The sequence below is a fragment of the Lachnoanaerobaculum umeaense genome (genome assembly GCF_003589745.1).
Classification (GTDB): Bacteria; Bacillota; Clostridia; order Lachnospirales; family Lachnospiraceae; genus Lachnoanaerobaculum; species Lachnoanaerobaculum umeaense.
In genome coordinates, this window is sequence record NZ_CP032364.1 from 2,057,562 (window position 1) to 2,077,351 (window position 19,790).

At 34.5% G+C, this 19,790-nt stretch carries 16 protein-coding genes; 3 read left to right on the forward strand and 13 right to left on the reverse strand.

Going from position 1 to position 19,790, the window contains the following annotated elements:
• Position 1: 1 nt before the first annotated feature.
• From D4A81_RS09490 to D4A81_RS09530, 9 genes are all read right to left on the reverse strand, one after another.
• On the reverse strand, positions 2–484 hold the full coding sequence (locus tag D4A81_RS09490) for a rhodanese-like domain-containing protein (protein ID WP_111525336.1): 483 nt from the start codon (positions 482–484) through the stop codon (positions 2–4).
• 306 nt (positions 485–790) lie between these two features.
• Positions 791–1,462 carry a vWA domain-containing protein gene (locus D4A81_RS09495; RefSeq protein WP_111525335.1) on the reverse strand — a complete coding sequence of 224 codons (672 nt, stop codon included), beginning with the start codon at positions 1,460–1,462 and terminating at the stop codon, positions 791–793.
• A gap of 84 nt (positions 1,463–1,546) precedes the next feature.
• The gene (locus D4A81_RS09500) at positions 1,547–2,668 is read right to left on the reverse strand and encodes a macro domain-containing protein (protein WP_111525334.1); all 1,122 of its coding nucleotides are present in this window, start codon (positions 2,666–2,668) and stop codon (positions 1,547–1,549) included.
• A gap of 73 nt (positions 2,669–2,741) precedes the next feature.
• A complete protein-coding gene (locus D4A81_RS09505; RefSeq protein WP_111525333.1) occupies positions 2,742–3,221 on the reverse strand; it encodes a pyridoxamine 5'-phosphate oxidase family protein in 480 nt (159 codons plus the stop codon).
• Positions 3,222–3,293: 72 nt separating this feature from the next.
• The gene (locus D4A81_RS09510) at positions 3,294–5,237 is read right to left on the reverse strand and encodes a PTS fructose transporter subunit IIABC (protein WP_111525332.1); all 1,944 of its coding nucleotides are present in this window, start codon (positions 5,235–5,237) and stop codon (positions 3,294–3,296) included.
• Positions 5,238–5,253: 16 nt separating this feature from the next.
• On the reverse strand, positions 5,254–6,174 hold the full coding sequence (gene pfkB / locus D4A81_RS09515) for a 1-phosphofructokinase (protein WP_111525331.1): 921 nt from the start codon (positions 6,172–6,174) through the stop codon (positions 5,254–5,256).
• A gap of 221 nt (positions 6,175–6,395) precedes the next feature.
• Complete coding sequence (locus D4A81_RS09520) at positions 6,396–7,631, reverse strand: VWA domain-containing protein (RefSeq protein ID WP_111525330.1); 1,236 nt, start codon at positions 7,629–7,631, stop codon at positions 6,396–6,398.
• A 14-nt stretch (positions 7,632–7,645) separates the two neighbouring features.
• Positions 7,646–8,398 (reverse strand): TraX family protein, encoded by a 753-nt coding sequence (locus D4A81_RS09525; RefSeq protein WP_111525329.1) that lies wholly within the window; start codon positions 8,396–8,398, stop codon positions 7,646–7,648.
• A gap of 52 nt (positions 8,399–8,450) precedes the next feature.
• Complete coding sequence (locus tag D4A81_RS09530) at positions 8,451–9,329, reverse strand: Abi family protein (RefSeq protein WP_111525328.1); 879 nt, start codon at positions 9,327–9,329, stop codon at positions 8,451–8,453.
• A 350-nt stretch (positions 9,330–9,679) separates the two neighbouring features.
• Here D4A81_RS09530 and D4A81_RS13840 point away from each other — a divergent pair, with 350 nt between their 5' ends.
• The 3 genes from D4A81_RS13840 to D4A81_RS09545 all read left to right on the forward strand — a co-directional run bounded on the left by D4A81_RS13840 (position 9,680) and on the right by D4A81_RS09545 (position 13,458).
• Positions 9,680–9,958, forward strand: a complete 279-nt coding sequence (locus D4A81_RS13840; protein ID WP_408609887.1) for a nitrous oxide-stimulated promoter family protein — start codon at positions 9,680–9,682, stop codon at positions 9,956–9,958.
• 69 nt (positions 9,959–10,027) lie between these two features.
• A complete protein-coding gene (locus tag D4A81_RS09540) occupies positions 10,028–11,770 on the forward strand; it encodes an ABC transporter ATP-binding protein/permease (protein WP_111525326.1) in 1,743 nt (580 codons plus the stop codon).
• Entirely contained in the window at positions 11,770–13,458 is a 1,689-nt protein-coding gene (locus D4A81_RS09545) for an amino acid ABC transporter ATP-binding/permease protein (RefSeq protein ID WP_111525325.1), read from the forward strand. Before D4A81_RS09540 ends, D4A81_RS09545 begins: the two co-directional genes overlap by 1 nt.
• Before the next feature lie 50 nt (positions 13,459–13,508).
• Here D4A81_RS09545 and D4A81_RS09550 read toward each other — a convergent pair whose 3' ends face one another.
• The 4 genes from D4A81_RS09550 to D4A81_RS09565 all read right to left on the reverse strand — a co-directional run bounded on the left by D4A81_RS09550 (position 13,509) and on the right by D4A81_RS09565 (position 19,606).
• Complete coding sequence (locus D4A81_RS09550; protein ID WP_111525324.1) at positions 13,509–13,937, reverse strand: hypothetical protein; 429 nt, start codon at positions 13,935–13,937, stop codon at positions 13,509–13,511.
• 208 nt (positions 13,938–14,145) lie between these two features.
• Positions 14,146–15,165, reverse strand: a complete 1,020-nt coding sequence (locus tag D4A81_RS09555; protein ID WP_111525323.1) for a CAP domain-containing protein — start codon at positions 15,163–15,165, stop codon at positions 14,146–14,148.
• 122 nt (positions 15,166–15,287) lie between these two features.
• Positions 15,288–18,536, reverse strand: coding sequence for an AAA family ATPase (locus tag D4A81_RS09560; RefSeq protein ID WP_119808301.1), 3,249 nt, complete (start codon positions 18,534–18,536; stop codon positions 15,288–15,290).
• Positions 18,533–19,606 carry a metallophosphoesterase family protein gene (locus tag D4A81_RS09565; RefSeq protein WP_111525320.1) on the reverse strand — a complete coding sequence of 358 codons (1,074 nt, stop codon included), beginning with the start codon at positions 19,604–19,606 and terminating at the stop codon, positions 18,533–18,535. The genes D4A81_RS09560 and D4A81_RS09565 overlap by 4 nt, the downstream gene beginning before the upstream one ends.
• Between the last annotated feature and the right edge of the window lie 184 nt (positions 19,607–19,790).

The window sequence follows — 19,790 nt, forward strand, 5'->3', positions numbered from 1 at the left end:
TTTATTTTTCTGAAACTGTTTCTCCTGTCCAATCATTGATACCACCAAAATCATATACATTTGTATATCCCATATCAGCAAGTTTTTGCGAAGCCTGTCTGCTACGATTTCCACTTCTGCAATATACCAATATTACTTGATCAAAATCCTGGAGTTCTGCAGGCTGTGTATTTGTTATACTTTCATTTGGTATACATATAGCCCCCGGAATATGTCCTGCTGCATACTCATCCTGACTTCTAACATCAACTATTACATGACCGTCCTCATTAGCCATCATCTGTTTTGCTGTTTCCTGATCAATATGTGTATAACTTCCTTCATTTTTGCTCTCCTCACCTGCCTCCGCCTTCACAGTTGTTTCAGCACTACTTGAAATATTTTCCTTTGCTGAACCGTCATTAGTATTCGCAGTATTTGTATTTGAGCAACCTACAGCTGTTAATAAAACTCCGGTTAATATAACTCCTACTAATTTCTTCATATGATTAATACCTCTCTTATATTTAATTTCTTTCTATGCGATACTTTCACACATCTATGCTACAATATCACACAGCTTCCATTATAGCATGAATCCATTCATGTATCTATCAAATGAGTGCAAAGGCAATTTATTTCTCCTTTATCAATGTTAATTTCCATTATTTAATATACTGTTTATCAATAAGCAGTTATTACCAAATAATGATTTTCCTGCTGTAATAGAATATACAAAGTTTACTTTCCTGCACCGTTCGCTCCTGTAAGTATCATATATGTTGGCATATTTTTAATCTGATACTATGTTTTATTTCTTACGCTTTAAATAATCAAAAACTATTTCTTTTTTCCATTTATTATTAGATAAACTCTCTTCCATAACCATTGAAGAATCTGCTTCCATTGCGGAGCACATAGCCTGTGACACTCCTTCATATATCAGCTTCGTGCCTATATTGTCATGCATATAGTTGACAGCTCTTTCTCTTCGTATTCCAAATCTTTCAGCTTCAGCACAGGCATCAATATTTGCTCCGATAAATATAAATTCCCAGCCATATTTATTCTTTTCTTTTTCAATCATTCTCTTTACCTGTTCGTAATTATAATACCTACTTGCATTTTCCATTCCGTCCGTTATAATGACAAATATAGTTTTATTCGGCCTGTCTTCTTTTCTTGCATATTTATGAATATTTACAATATGTCTAATTGCTCCACCTACTGCATCTAAAAGTGCTGTAGTTCCTCTTACAAAATATTCTTTAGATGTTATTTCATCAACTTTCTCAATAGGTACTCTGTCATGAATCACCTTGCTTCTATCATCAAATAGCACTGTTGAAATATATGCACTCTCTTCTGTATCCTTTTGCTTTTTAATCATTGAATTGAATCCACCTATAGTATCTGCTTCCAATCCGCTCATCGATCCACTTCTGTCCAAAATATAAACTATTTCTGTTAATGTCTTTTTCATAAGATTTCTCCTTCAAATTTGTTTTGTAGTCTTATGATACATCAATCAAAAGAAAAAAGGTCAACCCTAAGGCGACCTTTTAATTTAGCTTGAAAGTGGTTCCAATCCAAAGTCAAAAAGAACAATATCTATTTTTATTACATTGTAATCTTTATTTTTTATAAAGTATTCCACCACCTTGTCGGTCTGTGAAATAGGTGAAAGTGCATACCCTGCAATTCTTAAAAAATCCACAGTCTCATCAATATTCAATCTAAGTCCGACTGCAAGTGCCAGTACTTTTTCTTTTGAAGGCTTTACCTTTCCCTTTAAAAGCTTTGAAAAATACTGCTTTGATATATTTGAAGTTGCGTAAACCTCAGAGTTTTTGAATCCCTTTTTGTTTATAAGCTGCTGTAAATGTTTTTCAAAAGATTCCTTATATATATTCTTTAATGCATCCTCCAGTGATTCGGAAATATTCTCAGGCTTCCTCTTTCTCAAGAAATCCGGTATGTTTAAAGATGAAGGCATATACTCCTGTTGAAGTTCGCTTACTTCTGTTTCTCTTGCATTCCAATCCTGATATGGAGGCTCTTTGTAACCAAAATATTCCTCATCATCTTCATTGTGATAATCATCTTCATATGTGTCGTAATCTTCATCTACCGGCAGATGCTCTGTAGCATTTGCTGCTACTACATAGTCATCATCTATAAACTCTATAACTTTATCCACCAGAATACCGGAAACCCGTACCGCATCACTTCCGAAAACCACAAGAAATATTTCTATTTCATACTCTTTTAAAAATTCCGTGAAGGCTTCTACAGCTATAACTACACCGATTTCTTCCGGAAATCTGTATGTACCTGTTGCAAGCAAAGGAAATGCAATAGATTTGCAATTATTTTCAACTGCCATATGCAACGCTTTGTCATAACACTGCCTAAGTATAGTAAGTTCGTTACTTCTTCCGTCCTTCCAAACAGGACCGCTTACATGAATAATGTATTTGGCATCAAGATTGAATGCAGGTGTAATACCGACATCCCCCGGATATAAATTTCCAAGCTTTCTTCGCTCCTCTAAAAGCTCTTTAATTCCTGCCGCATTATATATGGCGGTCTCAACTCCACGTCCGATAAAACCGTAAGGATTTACTGTATTTACAATGGCATCCGCTTTTACATTAGTAATATCATTTCTTATAATCTTAAAAGGCACTATACTACCTCCATTTATTTATATCCCAATTATATACTAATCTATCCGCTTATTCCACATATATAAAGCCTTTTTACTTTTCATGCACCAGTTTACCGGTCATATGATCAATACTCATTACATACATTTTCACTCTGCTGCCTGCACTTTCAATTTCCTTTTCAATGGATTCCGGACTTGGATAAAATCTTTTAGCAAGTCTCCTCAGCTGCTCATATATCTTTTCCTTGTCTCTCATTTCTTCTACATGCCCCAGACATACAACACTTTTAAATGTATTTGCCCAGTCTCCATCTTCTATATGACCCTCATCTGTAGTTGTAAAACATACCTTGTTATCCTTTCCCAAAAGATCTACCTTAAGCCCTTGCAGTGCACCGTGAAAATATATTCTACCGTCAGTTTCATCAAAATATTGATTTATCGTAACAGCATAAGGATATCCGTTCTCACCATTCATAGCTATAACTCCTCTTGGTGCACTCCTTAGTATTTCAACGCACTCCTCTTTTGACAGCAGCTGTTTAAATCTTCTCATTGCTCTAAATTCCATCTTATCTCCATTCAATTTTAAATATTCTAACTCATAAACAGGCCTATGGTAAAACCCATAGGCCTGTAATTTCTAGTTTTCTTTCTTTTTTCCAAGATTCAGTGATACTATCAAAAGGAATGCTCCCATAACAGTTCCTATAACCAAAGCGATAATATACATTACCGGATTTGTAACAGCACCTACTAAAACTGCGAACATTCCACCATGTGGAGCCTTGGATCTGCAACTAAAAATCATACTCAGAGCACCTGCAACACCACTTGATAGAAATAATGGTGGTATGACTCTTAGAGGATTACTTGCCGCAAAAGGTATTGCTCCCTCTGTTATAAAGGCAAATCCCATTACATAGTTTACTAAAGCACTTCCTCTTTGTGCTTCAGGCCAAAGGTTCTTATAAACTGTAGCTGAAAGTGCGATAGCAAGCGGTGGTACCATACCTCCTACCATACTTGCTGCCATAACATCACTTCCTGCTGTACCGGATGTAGTAACAAGGGCTGTAGCTGTAACATATGCAGCCTTATTTATAGGGCCACCCATATCTATGGCCATCATTGAACCTACCACAAAGCCTAAGACAATCTTTTCACCACCACTCATACTTTCAATAAAGTTCCTAAATGATGTCATAATAAATGCCATTGGCGCATTTATTACAAAGAGCATCAGCACACCCATTATAAATGATCCAAGTACCGGAAACAGGAATATGGGCTTTATTCCATCAAGTGATCGTGGAATCCAAGAAAATGCATATCTTAGTGCAAATATTATACCTCCGGCCAAAAATCCGGCTACTAAGGCTCCCAAAAATCCTGAAGGTGTATAGCTTAGCCATTCTGCACTCTGCAATCCAAGTATACTTGGATTTGCTAAGATTCCACCTACCATACCTACTATAAATCCTGGTCTGTCAGCAATACTTCTTCCTATGAAACCTGCCAAGATAGGAAGCATCATACTAAATGAAAGCTTACCTAAAACGAACAAAAGTTCTGCAAACTTATTATAGCTTGGATCCTCAGGATTGAAAGCATTGATTCCCCAGAAGAATGAAAGAGCGATAAGTATTCCTCCGGCTACTACAAATGGCAGCATATTGCTGACACCTTCCATCAAATACTTGTAAATCTTTCTTCCTACACTCTCACCCTCTGTGCTTTCACTGCTGCTCTTTTCACCACTATGATGATATATAGCTGCATTTCCGTCCAAAACAGTTTGAATTAATTCCTTAGGCTTATTTATTCCGTCAGCAACCTTAGTAAATAAAGTAGGATGTCCGTCAAATCTTGCAATTTCCACTTTCTTATCTGCTGCAACAATAATACCTACAGCTCTGTCAATATCCTCTTTTGTCAGTTTATTCTCAACACCTATCTGTCCATTAGTTTCGACTTTTACATCAAGTCCCATTTCCTTGGCAGCTTCCTTTATCTTTTCTGCTGCCATAAATGTATGCGCAATACCTGTAGGACAGGCTGTAACAGCAATAATGTACTTCTTGCCTTCACTGCCGCTTTCTTCCTTAGGCTCTTCTTTTACCTCTTCGGTTGACTTTACAAAGTCTTCAAAAATTGTCTTTACTTCTTCCTTTGTTGTAGCATTGTCAAGCTTTCCTTTAACATCAGGATTCATCAAAGCTGTTGACAGTGTTGCAAGTGCCTTTAAATGCTCATCAGCTCCATTTGCAGGTGCACAGATCATAAAGATATGCTTAGCCGGCTGAGCATCAAAACTCTCCCACTCTACGCCGCTATCACTTTTTGCATATATGATCATTGCTTTTTCAAAGCAACTTGCCTTTGCATGAGGTATTGCTATACCATCACCTACTCCTGTAGTGGAAAGACTTTCTCTTTCCAAAAGAGCCTTGAAAAATTCATCCTTATTTCCTATTATGCCCTTTTCAACCAGCATATCTGTGAGTTTGTTCAAAGCTTCTTTTTTATCCGTTGCCGAAAAGCCAAATTGAATCAAATCAAATTGAATAAGTTGTGTTAAATCCATTATTCTTTCTCCTTTACTATAACCTTATCTCTTCGACCTTTATTTGAACTAAAAGCTCATCTATCAACTCTTTTTCCCCTACTCCGGCAGAAAATGAAGTAGCTCCTCCGGCAGCGGAAGCATACTGTAGGCTGAGCTTATAGTCTCCGGTTTCATCATACTTTGCTACAAACATAGCAAGCATACTGTCACCTGCTGCAATAGTGGAAACAACTTTTCCCTTTGCTGTATTTGCACTTAAAATCTCTCCATTTTTTGCAAACAGTATAGCACCCTTACTTCCTCTGGAAACAATTACATTTTCTGCTCCCATTTCTTGCAGTTTTCTTGCATACTTTGCTATATCTTCAATGGTATTTATCTCTACTCCAAACATCTCACCCAGCTCAAATTCGTTTGGCTTTACAATAAAAGGATTGTATTTTAAAGTATTTAAAACCATATCTTTGTTGCTGTCAACTACCAGCTTCGCACCCTTTTGTCTTATTTTTTCTGCTATTCTAACAAAGTCATTACCTTCCATACCCGGTATTATATTACCTGATAAGAATACGGTATCCTGACTTGTCAATTCATCCAATGTAACAAAAAAATCTTTAATATTTTCTTCACTAACTTTACTACTTTGAGAGTTTATTTCTGTTTCAGTCTCGGTGGTTAATTTGATGTTAATTCTTGTGAAACCGTTCGTTTCGACAAAATTAGTTTTTATTGACTTTTTCTTCAATTCATCTTTTATAAAATATCCGGTAAATCCGGCAATAAATCCCAGTGCCTTGCTTTCTTTACCTATATTTTTTAACAGTAAGGAAATATTTATACCCTTACCTCCTACAACATAACCTGACTCTCCAGTTCTATTTAGCTTACCAAGTTCAAAATTCTCGACCTTTGTAAGCATATCAATAGCCGGATTCAATGTGATTGTATAGTACATCCGCCACCTCCTTAACTATATGCAGAAAATACTTATATTGCACATATATTATAACATAAACTTTATTTATTTTATAATATTTTTTTGAAATATTAATTCGCAAATATATCTTTCTTGTGAGTGATTTATCATATGTTCTTATCGTCAATATATTTAACCAAATAAAAATACTCTATCTATATGGCTTCCTCATTTAAATAGAGTATTTGAGCATCGTTATGTTAAATCATTCCTTTTTTTCTTATCGCCTCAAGCCAAGCCGGAAATTCTTCCAATAATCTGGCATAAAGTTCCTCATTTGATACCTTTTGAAAATCATCCAAAGCAAAAAATCCGGCATTATCCACATATCTTCCTGTCATTGTATCCAGTTTTTCAAGCACACCATAGTTTTTACCTCCCACACCCACAAACTGCCAGAAAATAGGAAGATGTGAGGCTTCTGTAATAATATTTCGTATTTCCTTTTTATTATTCACACCACCATCAGTGATAAAAAGCACATAGGCAGGAATCTTTGTATCCTTATATTCATCCACTACCATTCTCATTACAATAGGCTCATTATTTCTTCCACCAAGCTCCATCATCAGATGTTTCCAGTCGTCAGGAACAGCCTTAGTATAATTTTTCAAATTTACACTGTCCATCTGCCTGGCTGTAGTGCCATAAAACCAGAAATCCAGCTCCCCATCATCATCAAACTGTACCGCCAAAGGCAATGTCTTATTTACAATAGACTGCACTGTACCATTCTTAAATCGTGGTACCATAGAACCTGAGATATCAAGAACAAGTCCAACTTTTGCAACTGTAGACTCAAGATTCTTTTTCTTTAGTTCAAATACCAGTGGCTTTACAAGGCTTATAAGCTCAGGTGCTTTCTCCATTTTCTTTTCAAGTAATATCTTTTGATTAGATGATGATAAATTCTGATTTGACTCATCTTTGACTTCTTCCCCACCAAAGTATTTCAAAAGTGCAGACAATCCGCCATCAAAGCCACTTGCCACGCAACCTATTCTCCATACATCTTTGCGGTATATTTCCATGACAATAACTGCCTTTTCCTTGGTGAAATCCTTGCCTCCAAGTTTCATTTCAATATCATTATCTCCTGATTGATATACTTTAGTCTCAAGACTATTCATCTCTCCCATAGTCTGATTGCCGTCAATACTTACAGTAAATACCAGCCTGTTAATAAAATCAGGAAGCGTTGAAAGATTTAGCGTATATCTTACTCCATCTGTTATATCTTCAACTCTTAGCTCAGCATTAGGACTTGTCCTTTGATTATAGAAAATCATATATCCATCATCTGATAGTTTTCCGTTTTCATCCACCCCAAAGCAACAAAAGTCATACTCTGCATTGCCTTTGACATTCATATCAACAAAGATATTCTCATTTAGATTTACGTGATTTTCAAGCTTATCCTTCCAACCTTTTACCATATTTCCCCCTTATATTAAAATAAGATATTTACATTTCCATATAATAATATTCTGATAAAACCTATTAAAAATAAATGTGCCGGATAGTATATATAAAACAACCATTTCATACTTTTATTGCTTCCGACTTCACCATTATACATTCTAAGTAGTGGTATACACAAACAAATAAACAGCTGTAATACCGCATAAACCCTGTCGATGAATATAAAATAAACAGCCGCATATACTAAAGCAAAAATAATATAATCCACTGCCTGCTTTTTAAAATCCCCCCTATGCATATACAGAAAAAAAGGAACCATAACTGCAATACATGACCAATCGGCAGGAAATGAAAGCAGATTTGCAAGTATTATAAGAAATACCGTTACAATCCCCGGCAATTTATGCTTTTGCACTGCAAATATCAGCGTTGCACCTATGGCAAGTGACCATATAACACTTGTTTGATTGAATATTCCGCTTTTAAAAGGCAATGGGCTAAGTCCAAAGGCAAAGCTGTATGCAAAATGTGATATTATTGCAAATAAAAATAATCGCTTTATGTATTTTATAGAGTCCTTAGTATAATAAGAACCCTCCGCTATAAAAAACCACATAATAGGAGCAGTAAGTCGTCCTATTATATGAAGTGCACATACAAACCATACCCTTTGAAGTCCCGGAAAAAGCAGCCATGTCAAGTGATCTATTGTCATTGCCACAATAGCAATTAACTTTAAATCACCTGTATTTAAGCCTCTTTCTTTTATTTTTGAAAACATAGTTTATGTTCCTTTCAAGTTCAATACATTAAATGCATGTACTTTAATAAAACTATAATATACTCTCGTAATTTGTTGGAAAACCTATTAATGACAGGTCTAAAATATCGTTAAATCTTTCAATAAGTTTTATTAGTTCATTTTTTAATTCAGTTCTTAACTCGACTGATGGTAATCTATACTTCAAAACCATAATATACGCAAATAAAGAATCATTATTTACACTTGGATTGTCTCGTAAAAAATTTCCTGATAGCTTTGCCGGTGGATTATATCTTGTATTAATCAGCCTAGCTGCATGTGAACATTTATTTCTAAGTACTGACATACAGTGTAAATGATTAGCCAATGTCTTACTTCCTATGCCAATCCGAACTGCTATCCTATCTTGTGAGCTTTTAAACATTGCACTATATAACATAGAAACACTTAAAAAAGACATAAGTTCAAACATAGCCCATAACGGCATTTTCCCATTATAATTTTGCTTATGATGTTTTACAATTAAACTATCATTATAATATTTTTCTTCCTTTTCAAATTTTTCAATTATCCTATTAAATCCATCTTTATTGAAATAATTATTTACATCGTAGTGTTGATCATGAGGAAATTCTTTACACTTTTCCAAAGAAAATATATTAGAGATATGTGTCTTATAGTACACCTCATTTATTTCCAGATATTTCCTTAGCAAGGTTCTTAGCATAGCATCAAACTTGTATAAACCGTAAATTTCTGATAATTTATGTTTTGAAACAAGATCACTGCTTGATGGATTTTTTCTAAACTGTAATGTATATCCTGTAATACGATAATAACTTACTTGTTCTAAAATATGATTAGCATCTGATTCATTATCTATTTCTATACCATGCATCTCTAATTTACTCAACTGTTCATCAATTGTCAGAGGACGCTTCAATTCCATTATATTATCTCCTAAATTGTAAAAAGGTCGAGATAAGAATCTCGACCTGGTCCCCAATGCAATGACTGGGCAACTCTGTTAGATACTATTATACATTAAATTTAAAAAAATCCAAGTACTACATATTGATTTTATCTTCTCAATATTAACTATATTTAGTTTTATGTCAATTTTTTTAGGCTTCCCTAATCTTTTATCATAGAAAAACACCTTAAATCATGCTATATTTATATATACATAATCTACGTTTATTATTTAATCTTTCATTTTCCTATATTGAAAGGATAAGTTGTATGAATTCAGAAAAAGCAGAAAAGAAAAGGCATGATGAATTACAGGCCGTAACTCGGATGATAGAAATATACTGTCGTGGGAAGCATGGCCATAATATCTCTCTCTGTAAAGATTGTCAGAATCTTATGGACTATGCACGCTCAAGAATTGAGCATTGCCCATTTATGGAAAGTAAAAGTTTTTGCAGTAATTGTATTGTTCACTGTTATTCTCCTGATATGAGAGTAAAAATCAAAAAGGTAATGCGTTATTCGGGACCGCGTATCATGTTTTACCACCCGGTCATGTGTATAAATCATGCTCTTACATCTTTAACAGCTAAATTAAAAATATAGCCTGGAGTTATGTATTCCAAACACACTATATTTATTGATATTACAAAATAATATGGAGGTCTTTAGTTTATGATCAAGATGAGACTTATTCGTCTATTGAAAGGCTCCGGAAAGTATATCCTCTACCAGGTTCTTTGGCAATGGATATCTCTTATTATGCAAATAATCATTGCAATAAATATTACCGGACTTATTCAGGAAGTTTTCTTAGATACAGCCTTTGAATATCATATTCCAAGAGTTGTTATTGTCGTCATTGTAGGTGCTTTGATAAGAGCAGTATGTGATAAACTCTACAGCAAAGCAAGTTTTCATGCCGGTGCAAATGTAAAGAGAATCTTGCGTAACCGTATCTATGAAAAGGTACTTCGCTTAGGTCCTGCTTACAGAGAACAGGTACATACCTCTGAAATCGTACAAATGGCAGGTGAGGGTGTGGAACAGCTTGAAGTATATTTTAGCAGATATTTGAGTCAGTTTTTCTACTCCCTACTTGCTCCACTTACTCTATTTATAGTTGTAATGAGAATCAGTATGAAATCGGCTGTTATTCTTCTTGTAGCAGTACCTCTAATACCCATAGTTATAATGCTTGTAATGATAGTAGCTAAAAAACTGCTCAGCCATTACTTTGACATATATTACGGTCTTGGTGACAGCTTCCTTGAAAAGTTGCAAGGTATGACAACTCTTAAGATATATCAGGCTGATAAAGCTGCTGCAGATGATATGGATAGAGAGTCGGAACAATTTAGAAAAATAACAATGAAAGTTTTGATGATGCAGCTTAACAGTACCTCTGTTATGGATATAGTGGCATATGGCGGTGCAGCTGTAGGAATTATCAGTGCCCTTTCACAGTTTTATAAAGCTGAGGTTTCTCTTTTTGGAATGCTGATGATCTTATTCCTTGCGGCAGAATTTTTTCTTCCAATGCGAATTTTAGGAAGTTTTTTCCATATAGGTATGAACGGAATGAAAGCAAGTGATCGTATATTTGCATTCCTTGATCTCCCTGAGCAACAAAGAGGTAGTAAAGAAATAAGTGATAAAGAGATAAAAATATCACTTGAGAACCTTTCTTTCTCGTACGACTCAAGTAAGACCATATTAAATGGAATAGATATGACTATTGCACCAAAGTCCTTTGTTTCAATAGTAGGTGTCTCAGGTTCCGGTAAATCCACTATAGCAGGCATACTTATGGGTAGAAATCCTAAATACAAAGGAAGTCTGAAGATAAATAATGACGAGCATAGCGAACTTACAAGCAAAACAATTCTCTCTCATTTTACTTTAGTGGGACATCGCAGTTGGATATTTGCAGGTACTGTAAGAGAAAATCTTTTGATGGGCAATCCAAATGCTACAGAAAAAGAAATGAATGAGGCGCTGGAAAAGGTCAATCTTCTTGCCTTTATCAATTCTCAAGACGGACTTGATACAAAACTGACCTCAAATGCAAGCAATCTCTCGGGAGGGCAAAAGCAAAGACTCTCACTTGCAAGAGCTCTTCTTCATAATACACCTGTATATATCTTTGATGAGGCCACTTCAAATGTTGATGCCGGAAGTGAAGAGATAATAATGAATGTAATACATGAATTATCAAAGACAAAAACCATTATCCTTATATCACACAGACTTGCAAATGTTGTTAACAGTGATGAGATATTTATGCTTAAGAACGGAAGTATCGTAGAATCAGGGCTTCACTTTGAACTTATGAATAATAAAGGTGCTTATGAAAAACTCTTTACAGAGCAGATGAATCTTGAGAATTTCTCAAAAAGAAAGGAGGTGGCACAATAATGAAACAAACCACAAGAAGATCCGGGCTTTCTATTATGAGAAGTCTGATTGTTTTGGTAAAGCCTTTGACAGGCGTTATGTTACTTGGAATTTTTTTGGGAGTCATCGGCTTTTTATGTGCTATCTTTCTTACTATTACAGGTGGCTACGGTATACTGTATGGACTTTATAATCTATTAAATAATGGCTTTACTTCCGCTCCAAATCTTTCAAGAACAATATTCATTTCCCTTATCATAATGGCTGTTGCAAGGGGTATTCTTCACTATGGTGAACAGTACTGTAATCACTATATCGCATTCAGAATACTTGCAATTATAAGACATAAGGTTTTTGCAGTACTTAGAAAGCTCTGTCCTGCAAAACTTGAGGGTAAGGAAAAAGGTAACCTTATTGCTATTATAACAAGTGATATAGAGTTATTGGAGGTATTCTTTGCACATACCATATCACCTATAGCCATTGCTTTTATAACATCTCTTATAATGATTATATTTATATGGTCACAACATCCTATTGCAGGTATTATTTCATTGCTTGCATACATGACTGTAGGAATTGCTCTTCCTCTTTGGAACGGTAGTCGCAGTGCAGATGCCGGAATGAAATTTAGAAATAATGTAGGTGAACTAAATAACTTTGTCATAAACAGTATGTATGGTGTTGACGAAATATTACAGTATAATCAAGGTAAGATACGCTTAAATGAGATGGACTCAAAGTCTTTAGAACTGTCTGATAATCAAAAAAAGCTCAGCTTTTTTGAGGGTTCTCAAAGAGCTGTAACAAACCTTGTTATACAGCTTTTCTCATGGTTAATGTTCTTTTGTATGCTGATGCTTTATAAAAATGAGAGCATAGAATTTTCACAGATGCTTATTGCTACATTGGCTATGATGAGTTCTTTTGGACCGACTGTTGCTCTCTCTTCTCTCTCAAATAATTTAAATCAGACTCTTGCCTGTGGTGAGCGTGTATTATCATTACTTGAGGAAGTACCGACTGTGGAAGAAGTATCAGACAAAGAAGCTACATCCTTTGAAGGTGCAGATGTTGATAATGTAAACTTTTCATATGGTGAAGAGACCATACTTGACAATGTCTCACTGGATATCAAAAAAGGTAAGGTCCTTGGAATACATGGTGTAAGCGGATCCGGTAAATCCACCTTATTGAAGCTTTTAATGAGATTCTGGGATGTAAATACAGGTGAAGTTCATATTTCAGGTAAGAATATTAAGAATGTTAACACCAAGGATCTTCGTGAAATGACAGGATATGTTACTCAGGAAACTGTGATGTTTCAGGGAACTATTGCAGATAATATAAGAGTGTCCAAACAGGGTGCAACTCTTGAAGAGATTCAAAATGCTGCTAAGAAAGCAAGTATACATGATTTTATATCAAGCCTTCCAAATGGTTATGACACCAATGTCGGTGAGCTTGGTGATTCACTCTCTGACGGTGAGAAGCAGCGAGTAGGACTTGCCAGAGCCTTCTTACATGATGGTGATTTCCTGCTTCTGGATGAGCCTACCAGCAATCTTGATGTACTGAATGAAGGTATTATCTTAAAGTCACTCTCAGAGGAAAGCTTCGGAAAGACTATTGTACTGGTTTCACATAGAAAATCCACAATGTCTCTTGTTGATGAGACCTATGAAATGGCTAATGGCAGATTCTCATAAAATTAAAAAGCACATAGACTATAGTTTCTCAAGGCTATGTGCTTTATCCTTTATTTTCTTGACTTGTAAAATTCCTTATACTTAGGATCGTCATATTCAAAATATCTGTAACTTACCGCCTTTATTTTTACAATTTTCTGCCATATTTCAAATGCCTTATCAAGCTCACCGTTTTCATATGCATACTTTCCCTTCATATGCTCCAATTCTTCATCAAAATTATGTAAGTTATCATTATTTTCAGTCATTCTTTCAAGCCATATTTTGGCATTTACCAGATCATTATTTTCAATAGATTTATTAAAGAAAGATTTGGCATATCCATAGCCCTGATTCCACTTAGCTCCTGACTCCGGAAATGCTCTCCAACCTTTATCTGCACTTTCAAATCCCTCTTTTATATTACCTTCATTAATTTTACTTACTGCATCCTTGCCGTATTCTATAACACTTGCATATTTTTCTGCATCTAACAACATATTTATTCTCCCTTTATTTGTATTTCCAACATTATCTGATTTTATTTAACGTCTTTACTCAACAGCTTCATATATGATAAGTCTATAGCAAATGCTTCAAGTGGATCTGTAAGTCTTTGTTTAAATAAAATTATTACTATCAATTCAAAAGAAGCCGGAATAAGAATCCGACTTCACCATGTAAAAAATATGACACTATAAGTTCACTCTAATAATCTGAGCTTCTGCCAAAAACCTGTACCCAATGCAGCTTACCATTCTCAATATGGCATCCTACACCTATTGAATCATAACTTGGGTTAAGGATATTTGCTCTATGTCCTGCGGAATTCATCCAAGAGTTCATTACATTAGTAGGATTTGTTTGACCTTTTGCAATATTTTCTGCTTTACCAGTAAATCCGCTAGGGAATGCAGTAAAGCAATCTGTACCATCCGGCCTATCATGTGAGAATAATATTACAAGTTCTTTACTACGTAAATGTGCTGTATCCATCAATCCGCTATCCATGCTTAGTGCGGATAATCCATTCTTAGCTCTCTCCGCATTAACAATTTCAATAACTTCTCTTTCATACTCATCTGTGGATATCTGAGCTTTTGTTTCCTGTCTGTAATAGTCCTGTGTAGTAGTATCACTATTTGAGCTATTACTTCCACTATTTGAACTGTTATTACTTCTTGTACTTCCGCCACCTGAACTGCTATTGCTTCTTGTGCTTCCACCACCTGAACCGCTATTACTTCTTGTACTTCCGCCACCTGAACCACTGTTACTTCTTTTTGTACCTCCACCACTTGAGCTATTGTTGCTTCTTGTTGTATTGTAGGTTGAAGCATTTGGTCTATATAGTCCACTTCCATCTACATAATATCCATCAGGTGTAATGGTATTAGTATCCAGCCTGCCACCATTTGCCGGATTAAGATAATACCAGGCATTATTTATCTCTACCCAACCAACCTTCATATCACCATTGTTAGGATCTAAATAATACCAGCCACCACCATAGTTTAGCCAGCCTGTTTGCATATATCCGGAACCATCCATATAGTACCATATGTTATTAATACTTAGCCATGAAGATGATGGATAAGATCCGTTTGAAAGCTGATACCACCATCCTCTATTATCCCTTCTCCAACCACTGTTATCCGCAAATGTAGGCACTGCCATCATAACGGTTGTGGCAACAGCTGCTATTGCTAACAAAACACTTTTTCTCATACAAATCTCCTTTCACTATATCATTCTAAACAAATATGATAAAAAGCTACTGTAATTTATTATACCACATTTATCATATGAATATACATTTTTTACATTAATAATGGTTAATCACCCATATATCAAGTTCTACTACTATTACATACCATATATATTATCTGCTTATTTTGACTAATTTTCTTCAGCATTTCTAAAGCATATAATGTATGAGTATCATCAAGATTCACAAAAGGATCATCCAAAATAATAAATGGTTCTTCTTGCTTAAAAAGTGCATCAATCAAAGCCAACCTCATACAAAGCAGCATACAATCAACTGTTCCTGCACTAAAATAACTTATTTCACGTGCTTCACCTTTCTCATCTACATGTATCTTTAAATCATGATCTATCATTGCATTATCAAAACCATTTCTAAGAAGCTTCTGTATATATTTTGCAAAATTTTGTTCCACACCGCCCACATATTGATTAGAAAGATTGTCTTTTGCTGTTTCAAGTAATTTCAAAGTACTATCCAAAATATCACGACTGTTTTCTGCATTCTTTCTTTCTATTTTCAATCGCTTTATCTGATCTTCCATATCAGGAATTTGTTCAACTTTATTTAGAAATTCTTTGCGCTTATTGCGTGCAAACTGAAGTTCTTCATATGTGACTCTCAAATTTTCCTTTACACGTTTTTCCTCTTCAATCAATATTTCAGTTGATGGTAATTCTTCCCATCCTTCATCTTCCTTAGGCAATCCGTCCCTGTATTCCGGATGTTGATTCTTAAACTTCTCCAACTTTTCAAGTAATTCAATCTTCTCTTCCAGTTGCTGATTATAATCTATAATATCATCTGAAATCTTTGAAAGTACTTCTTCATTGATTGGTATACTAAGTCCATAATCTTTTGCGAACTGTTCCAATCCCTCCTTTGCATTCATTTTTTGTTTTTCCAACTCTATTTTTCTATTCCGGAAATCTATTACATTTTTTGAAGCTCTATGATACTCCAAAAGTAAATTTCTCAAATTCTCTATAGAATCAGTATAAGGTTCATTTTCAAAATACACATTATACTTTTTCAAAATAAGCTCTATAGAATTAATTAGTTCAAGTCTTTCCCTTTCAGCTCCTTCTCGTGAACTTTTTGTTTTGCTATATTTTTGATTTAAAGTCTCAAATGCCTGAACATCAGACTTTAGCTTTAACAATATAGTTGAAAGTTCTTTATTATCCGCTATATTATAAAACTTTGTCAATTCCGTATTCAGTTCTTTTTCAAGATTATACAAATCATTCGTCAAACCGGTTCTTGTATTATCTAAACTATTCCGGCGATTTAATAGATTTTTATAATTGGACCAATATTCTCTAAGTTCTGACACAAAACTATCTTGATAGTTTGAATTTGGATAATAGCGACTGAAAACACTTTGTAATATTTTTTGATTTTCCTCTATCTCACCACGCAGCTTATTTACTTTACTTTCAATATCATCTTTTTTATCTTTCAACTGCAAATACATCTGCTTATCTATTATCAAATTTGTAAGCTTTGTATTCAAATCAGAATTATCATCATAAAATTTAAAAATAAACTCTTTTAATTTTTTTTGTAAATTATATAATTCTTTAATCTCTTCTTCACTGATTGCACTGCTTTCCACCGTCCCCCCGGAGTGATTTACCATCTGATTTGTATGCATCCAAAAAGAAATCAAGATAAACACAAATCCAAGAATAGTAAACACTGCACCCATTGTAATATTGTTTGATACAAAACCAAATATTCCTAGCAAAAGCAGTATAGCACCAAATATAATCAAAACTATAGGAGCTTTTGATTTTTGAACACCTGTTGTTTGATTTGGCTGAAGTACAATAGTTTTTGTATTTTTCTTACTATTTAATTCATCAATGCGTCTGCAATCATTTTGTTTTTGCGAAATGATGTGATTTTGTGGTACCTCTATAGAAAAAGTATGTCTAAGGCGATCCCAATCTTTTTTATCTTTATCTGATAAAACCATATCTTTAAGTTTGTTTTCAAAAATTTTGGTTTGTTCCTGGATGTCTTCACAATATTTCAGTTCATCCTCATCAACAGTTTTTCCATTAAAAAAAGCTTCTAGCTCATACAGCTGTTCAGTTTCTTGTGCTGTTAGTTGATTTGCACTACATTCACCCCTCTTTACAGACAGTAAATCAATCTTATATTGGTAATCCTTCATTTCCTGTTCTGTAGGAACTCCTTGCTCAAAAAGTTTTTTCAACCTTTCCAACTCCACCAGCTCTTCTTTACCCATCTGTATTGTTTGATTAGCCACTTCCACCAATTTATCACATTTATTTTGACATAGGCGTATATCTTTTAGAGTTTCCTCTTCATCTACAAAAACTTCTCGCCACCTAGCCTCACATTGAATATCTTCGTCTTTTATTACCAATTCAGATAAACTCTTTTCTGCCTGCTCCAGCTCCAAAACTCTTTTATTATTAATTGTAATTTCTTCCTTTTTTGGGCAACCCTTCGGATATAGCTTATTAAGCTTCTCAATATTATCTTCTACAAAATGTAGATTTTTTTCAAAATCTTCAAGCTGTTCTCTTAAAGCCTTATCACCCTGCTGTTTTGAGGCTTTTGTTATCTTGTCACGAATTAAAGATATTGCTTTTTCTTGCTGTTCCTTTTGTGTGTTTAAATTCTCAACTTCTTTTGTAATCTCTTGTAGAGGAGTTTTCTTAGCTTCAGCATCAATCAGTTCGCCTTCCCACCATCTGATATTATCTTGAATATCATCAATACTGCCACCTGCTCCACGAAACTTTTGATATACCATTCTCGCTTCTCTGAGCCTGCTAATTGCAGAACTATAATTGTTCATATCATTAGTATTATCAACAAGATTACTCAATTTTGTCTGAATAGATGTCGTTGCGATAGTATCTGTATCCTTTGCTTGTGACATATATATACTTCTCATAAATGATTCTGCATCCAACTGAAACAATTCTTCACCCAAGTTCTCTGAGAATCTTGAACTTTCTCTACGATTTAGAAGATCTCTGAGCGAATATGTATCTTTAGACGCTTTTTCACCAAAAGTACGCCTAACACGATAACTTATTCCTTCAAACTCAAAATCCAGACTTCCACCATAGCTTCCACCCTGCCATGGCAAATATTTCTTTCTTTCATTTTCTGCAACACTTCTTTTTCCAGTACGTGGAAAACCATAAAACATAGCCTTAATAAATGCAGCCAAAGTACTTTTGCCAAATCCATTATGCTCTTGTATAACATTTAATCCTTCAACAAATTGGTAGTCATAATTCGATAGTTTTCCAAAATTATCTACATGACAACTCAACAATTTCATACTGTAATGTCCTCCCCGCTAAGTGCTTCCAGACCGGCACGAATAATTTGTATTTTATCTTCTTCACTCGAATCACTTGCCATTACCAGTCTGATAAACTCACCCTTTAAAGAAATATCATTTTCATATTCCTTTGGATCTAATTCAACCTTTGTATTGTCTTTAATTTTTACAAAGAAAAAATCACTGTCAGCCAATTTATGCAAATATTTTATAGAGATATCTGTAGAAATATCCTGTGAACCTGTTAAAACGAATTCTACCATATCATTTTTTGAAATATCCTGTGTTTCCTTCTTCATAGCATTATAAATATCAGTATTGTTAATACAGTCTGTAATATCCACCTCTATATGATGAAGTTCTCTTGATGAAAAAGGTTCAAAAGTTGGCTCAAGTTTCCTTACATCTGTATCCAGCACAACAAATCCCTTTTTACCACATTCATCAAAGCCACGTCCCTCCAGACAGCCCGGATAACAATAAATTCCATCTCTATCCAACTTATCACAGGAGTATGTATGGATATGTCCTAATGCCAAATATTGAATATTTTTATTTTTTAAAAGATTCAAGTTTACCTGATCAACTCCGCTTGCTGTAGATATTTGGCCATGTAGCATAACAATATTTATACGATTATTCTGCTTTGGTAGCTTATCATAAAGTGTCTCTGCATTTGCTTTTGTCATTTCAATTCCGGATACAGATACATCGCCATAGTTAAGTGTACCCCACTTATCTGTAAAACATTTAAAATTTACCGGGATTTCATGATCTACAAATGCATTAGTCCAATTATCATGGTTGCCACTTACATATAAATAGTCAATCTGAGGTGTGCTTGTTACCGCATCCAATATACCATCTACAGTACGTCTTGTAACACGATCTCCATCAAAAAAATCTCCTGCAATCAAAACAAGACTTATTTTATTCTTATCAGCATATTCTGTCATTCTTTGAAATGTTTTTAAAATTTCTGTATTTCTTGTCGCAGCTTGCTCTCTTATCATATGAGTTTCCATAGGTGAATCCAAATGTATGTCTGCACAATGTAGAATTTTCATTATTTATAAACTCTCTTTCTTACCATTATTGATATACTTTAAATCTTATATATTATAGCTCATTATTCTATTCCTGTACAAACGAACCTCCACCCCTATGTGTATTTACAGTACATCTAAACTTTTTACCACCTCAACACTTGACATAAAACCCTTAAAGTTATGTGCTATGTTTATATAATTT

Coding starts and splice junctions, on each gene's coding strand:
- D4A81_RS09490 (WP_111525336.1), bottom strand. CDS start 484: ATGAAGAAATTAGTAGGAGTTATATTAACCGGAGTTTTATTAACAGCT.
- D4A81_RS09495 (WP_111525335.1), bottom strand. CDS start 1,462: ATGAAAAAGACATTAACAGAAATAGTTTATATTTTGGACAGAAGTGGA.
- D4A81_RS09505 (WP_111525333.1), bottom strand. CDS start 3,221: ATGGAATTTAGAGCAATGAGAAGATTTAAACAGCTGCTGTCAAAAGAG.
- D4A81_RS09510 (WP_111525332.1), bottom strand. CDS start 5,237: ATGGATTTAACACAACTTATTCAATTTGATTTGATTCAATTTGGCTTT.
- pfkB (WP_111525331.1), bottom strand. CDS start 6,174: ATGTACTATACAATCACATTGAATCCGGCTATTGATATGCTTACAAAG.
- D4A81_RS09520 (WP_111525330.1), bottom strand. CDS start 7,631: ATGGTAAAAGGTTGGAAGGATAAGCTTGAAAATCACGTAAATCTAAAT.
- D4A81_RS09525 (WP_111525329.1), bottom strand. CDS start 8,398: ATGTTTTCAAAAATAAAAGAAAGAGGCTTAAATACAGGTGATTTAAAG.
- D4A81_RS09530 (WP_111525328.1), bottom strand. CDS start 9,329: ATGGAATTGAAGCGTCCTCTGACAATTGATGAACAGTTGAGTAAATTA.
- D4A81_RS13840 (WP_408609887.1), top strand. CDS start 9,680: ATGATAGAAATATACTGTCGTGGGAAGCATGGCCATAATATCTCTCTC.
- D4A81_RS09540 (WP_111525326.1), top strand. CDS start 10,028: ATGATCAAGATGAGACTTATTCGTCTATTGAAAGGCTCCGGAAAGTAT.
- D4A81_RS09545 (WP_111525325.1), top strand. CDS start 11,770: ATGAAACAAACCACAAGAAGATCCGGGCTTTCTATTATGAGAAGTCTG.
- D4A81_RS09550 (WP_111525324.1), bottom strand. CDS start 13,937: ATGTTGTTAGATGCAGAAAAATATGCAAGTGTTATAGAATACGGCAAG.
- D4A81_RS09555 (WP_111525323.1), bottom strand. CDS start 15,165: ATGAGAAAAAGTGTTTTGTTAGCAATAGCAGCTGTTGCCACAACCGTT.
- D4A81_RS09560 (WP_119808301.1), bottom strand. CDS start 18,536: ATGAAATTGTTGAGTTGTCATGTAGATAATTTTGGAAAACTATCGAAT.
- D4A81_RS09565 (WP_111525320.1), bottom strand. CDS start 19,606: ATGAAAATTCTACATTGTGCAGACATACATTTGGATTCACCTATGGAA.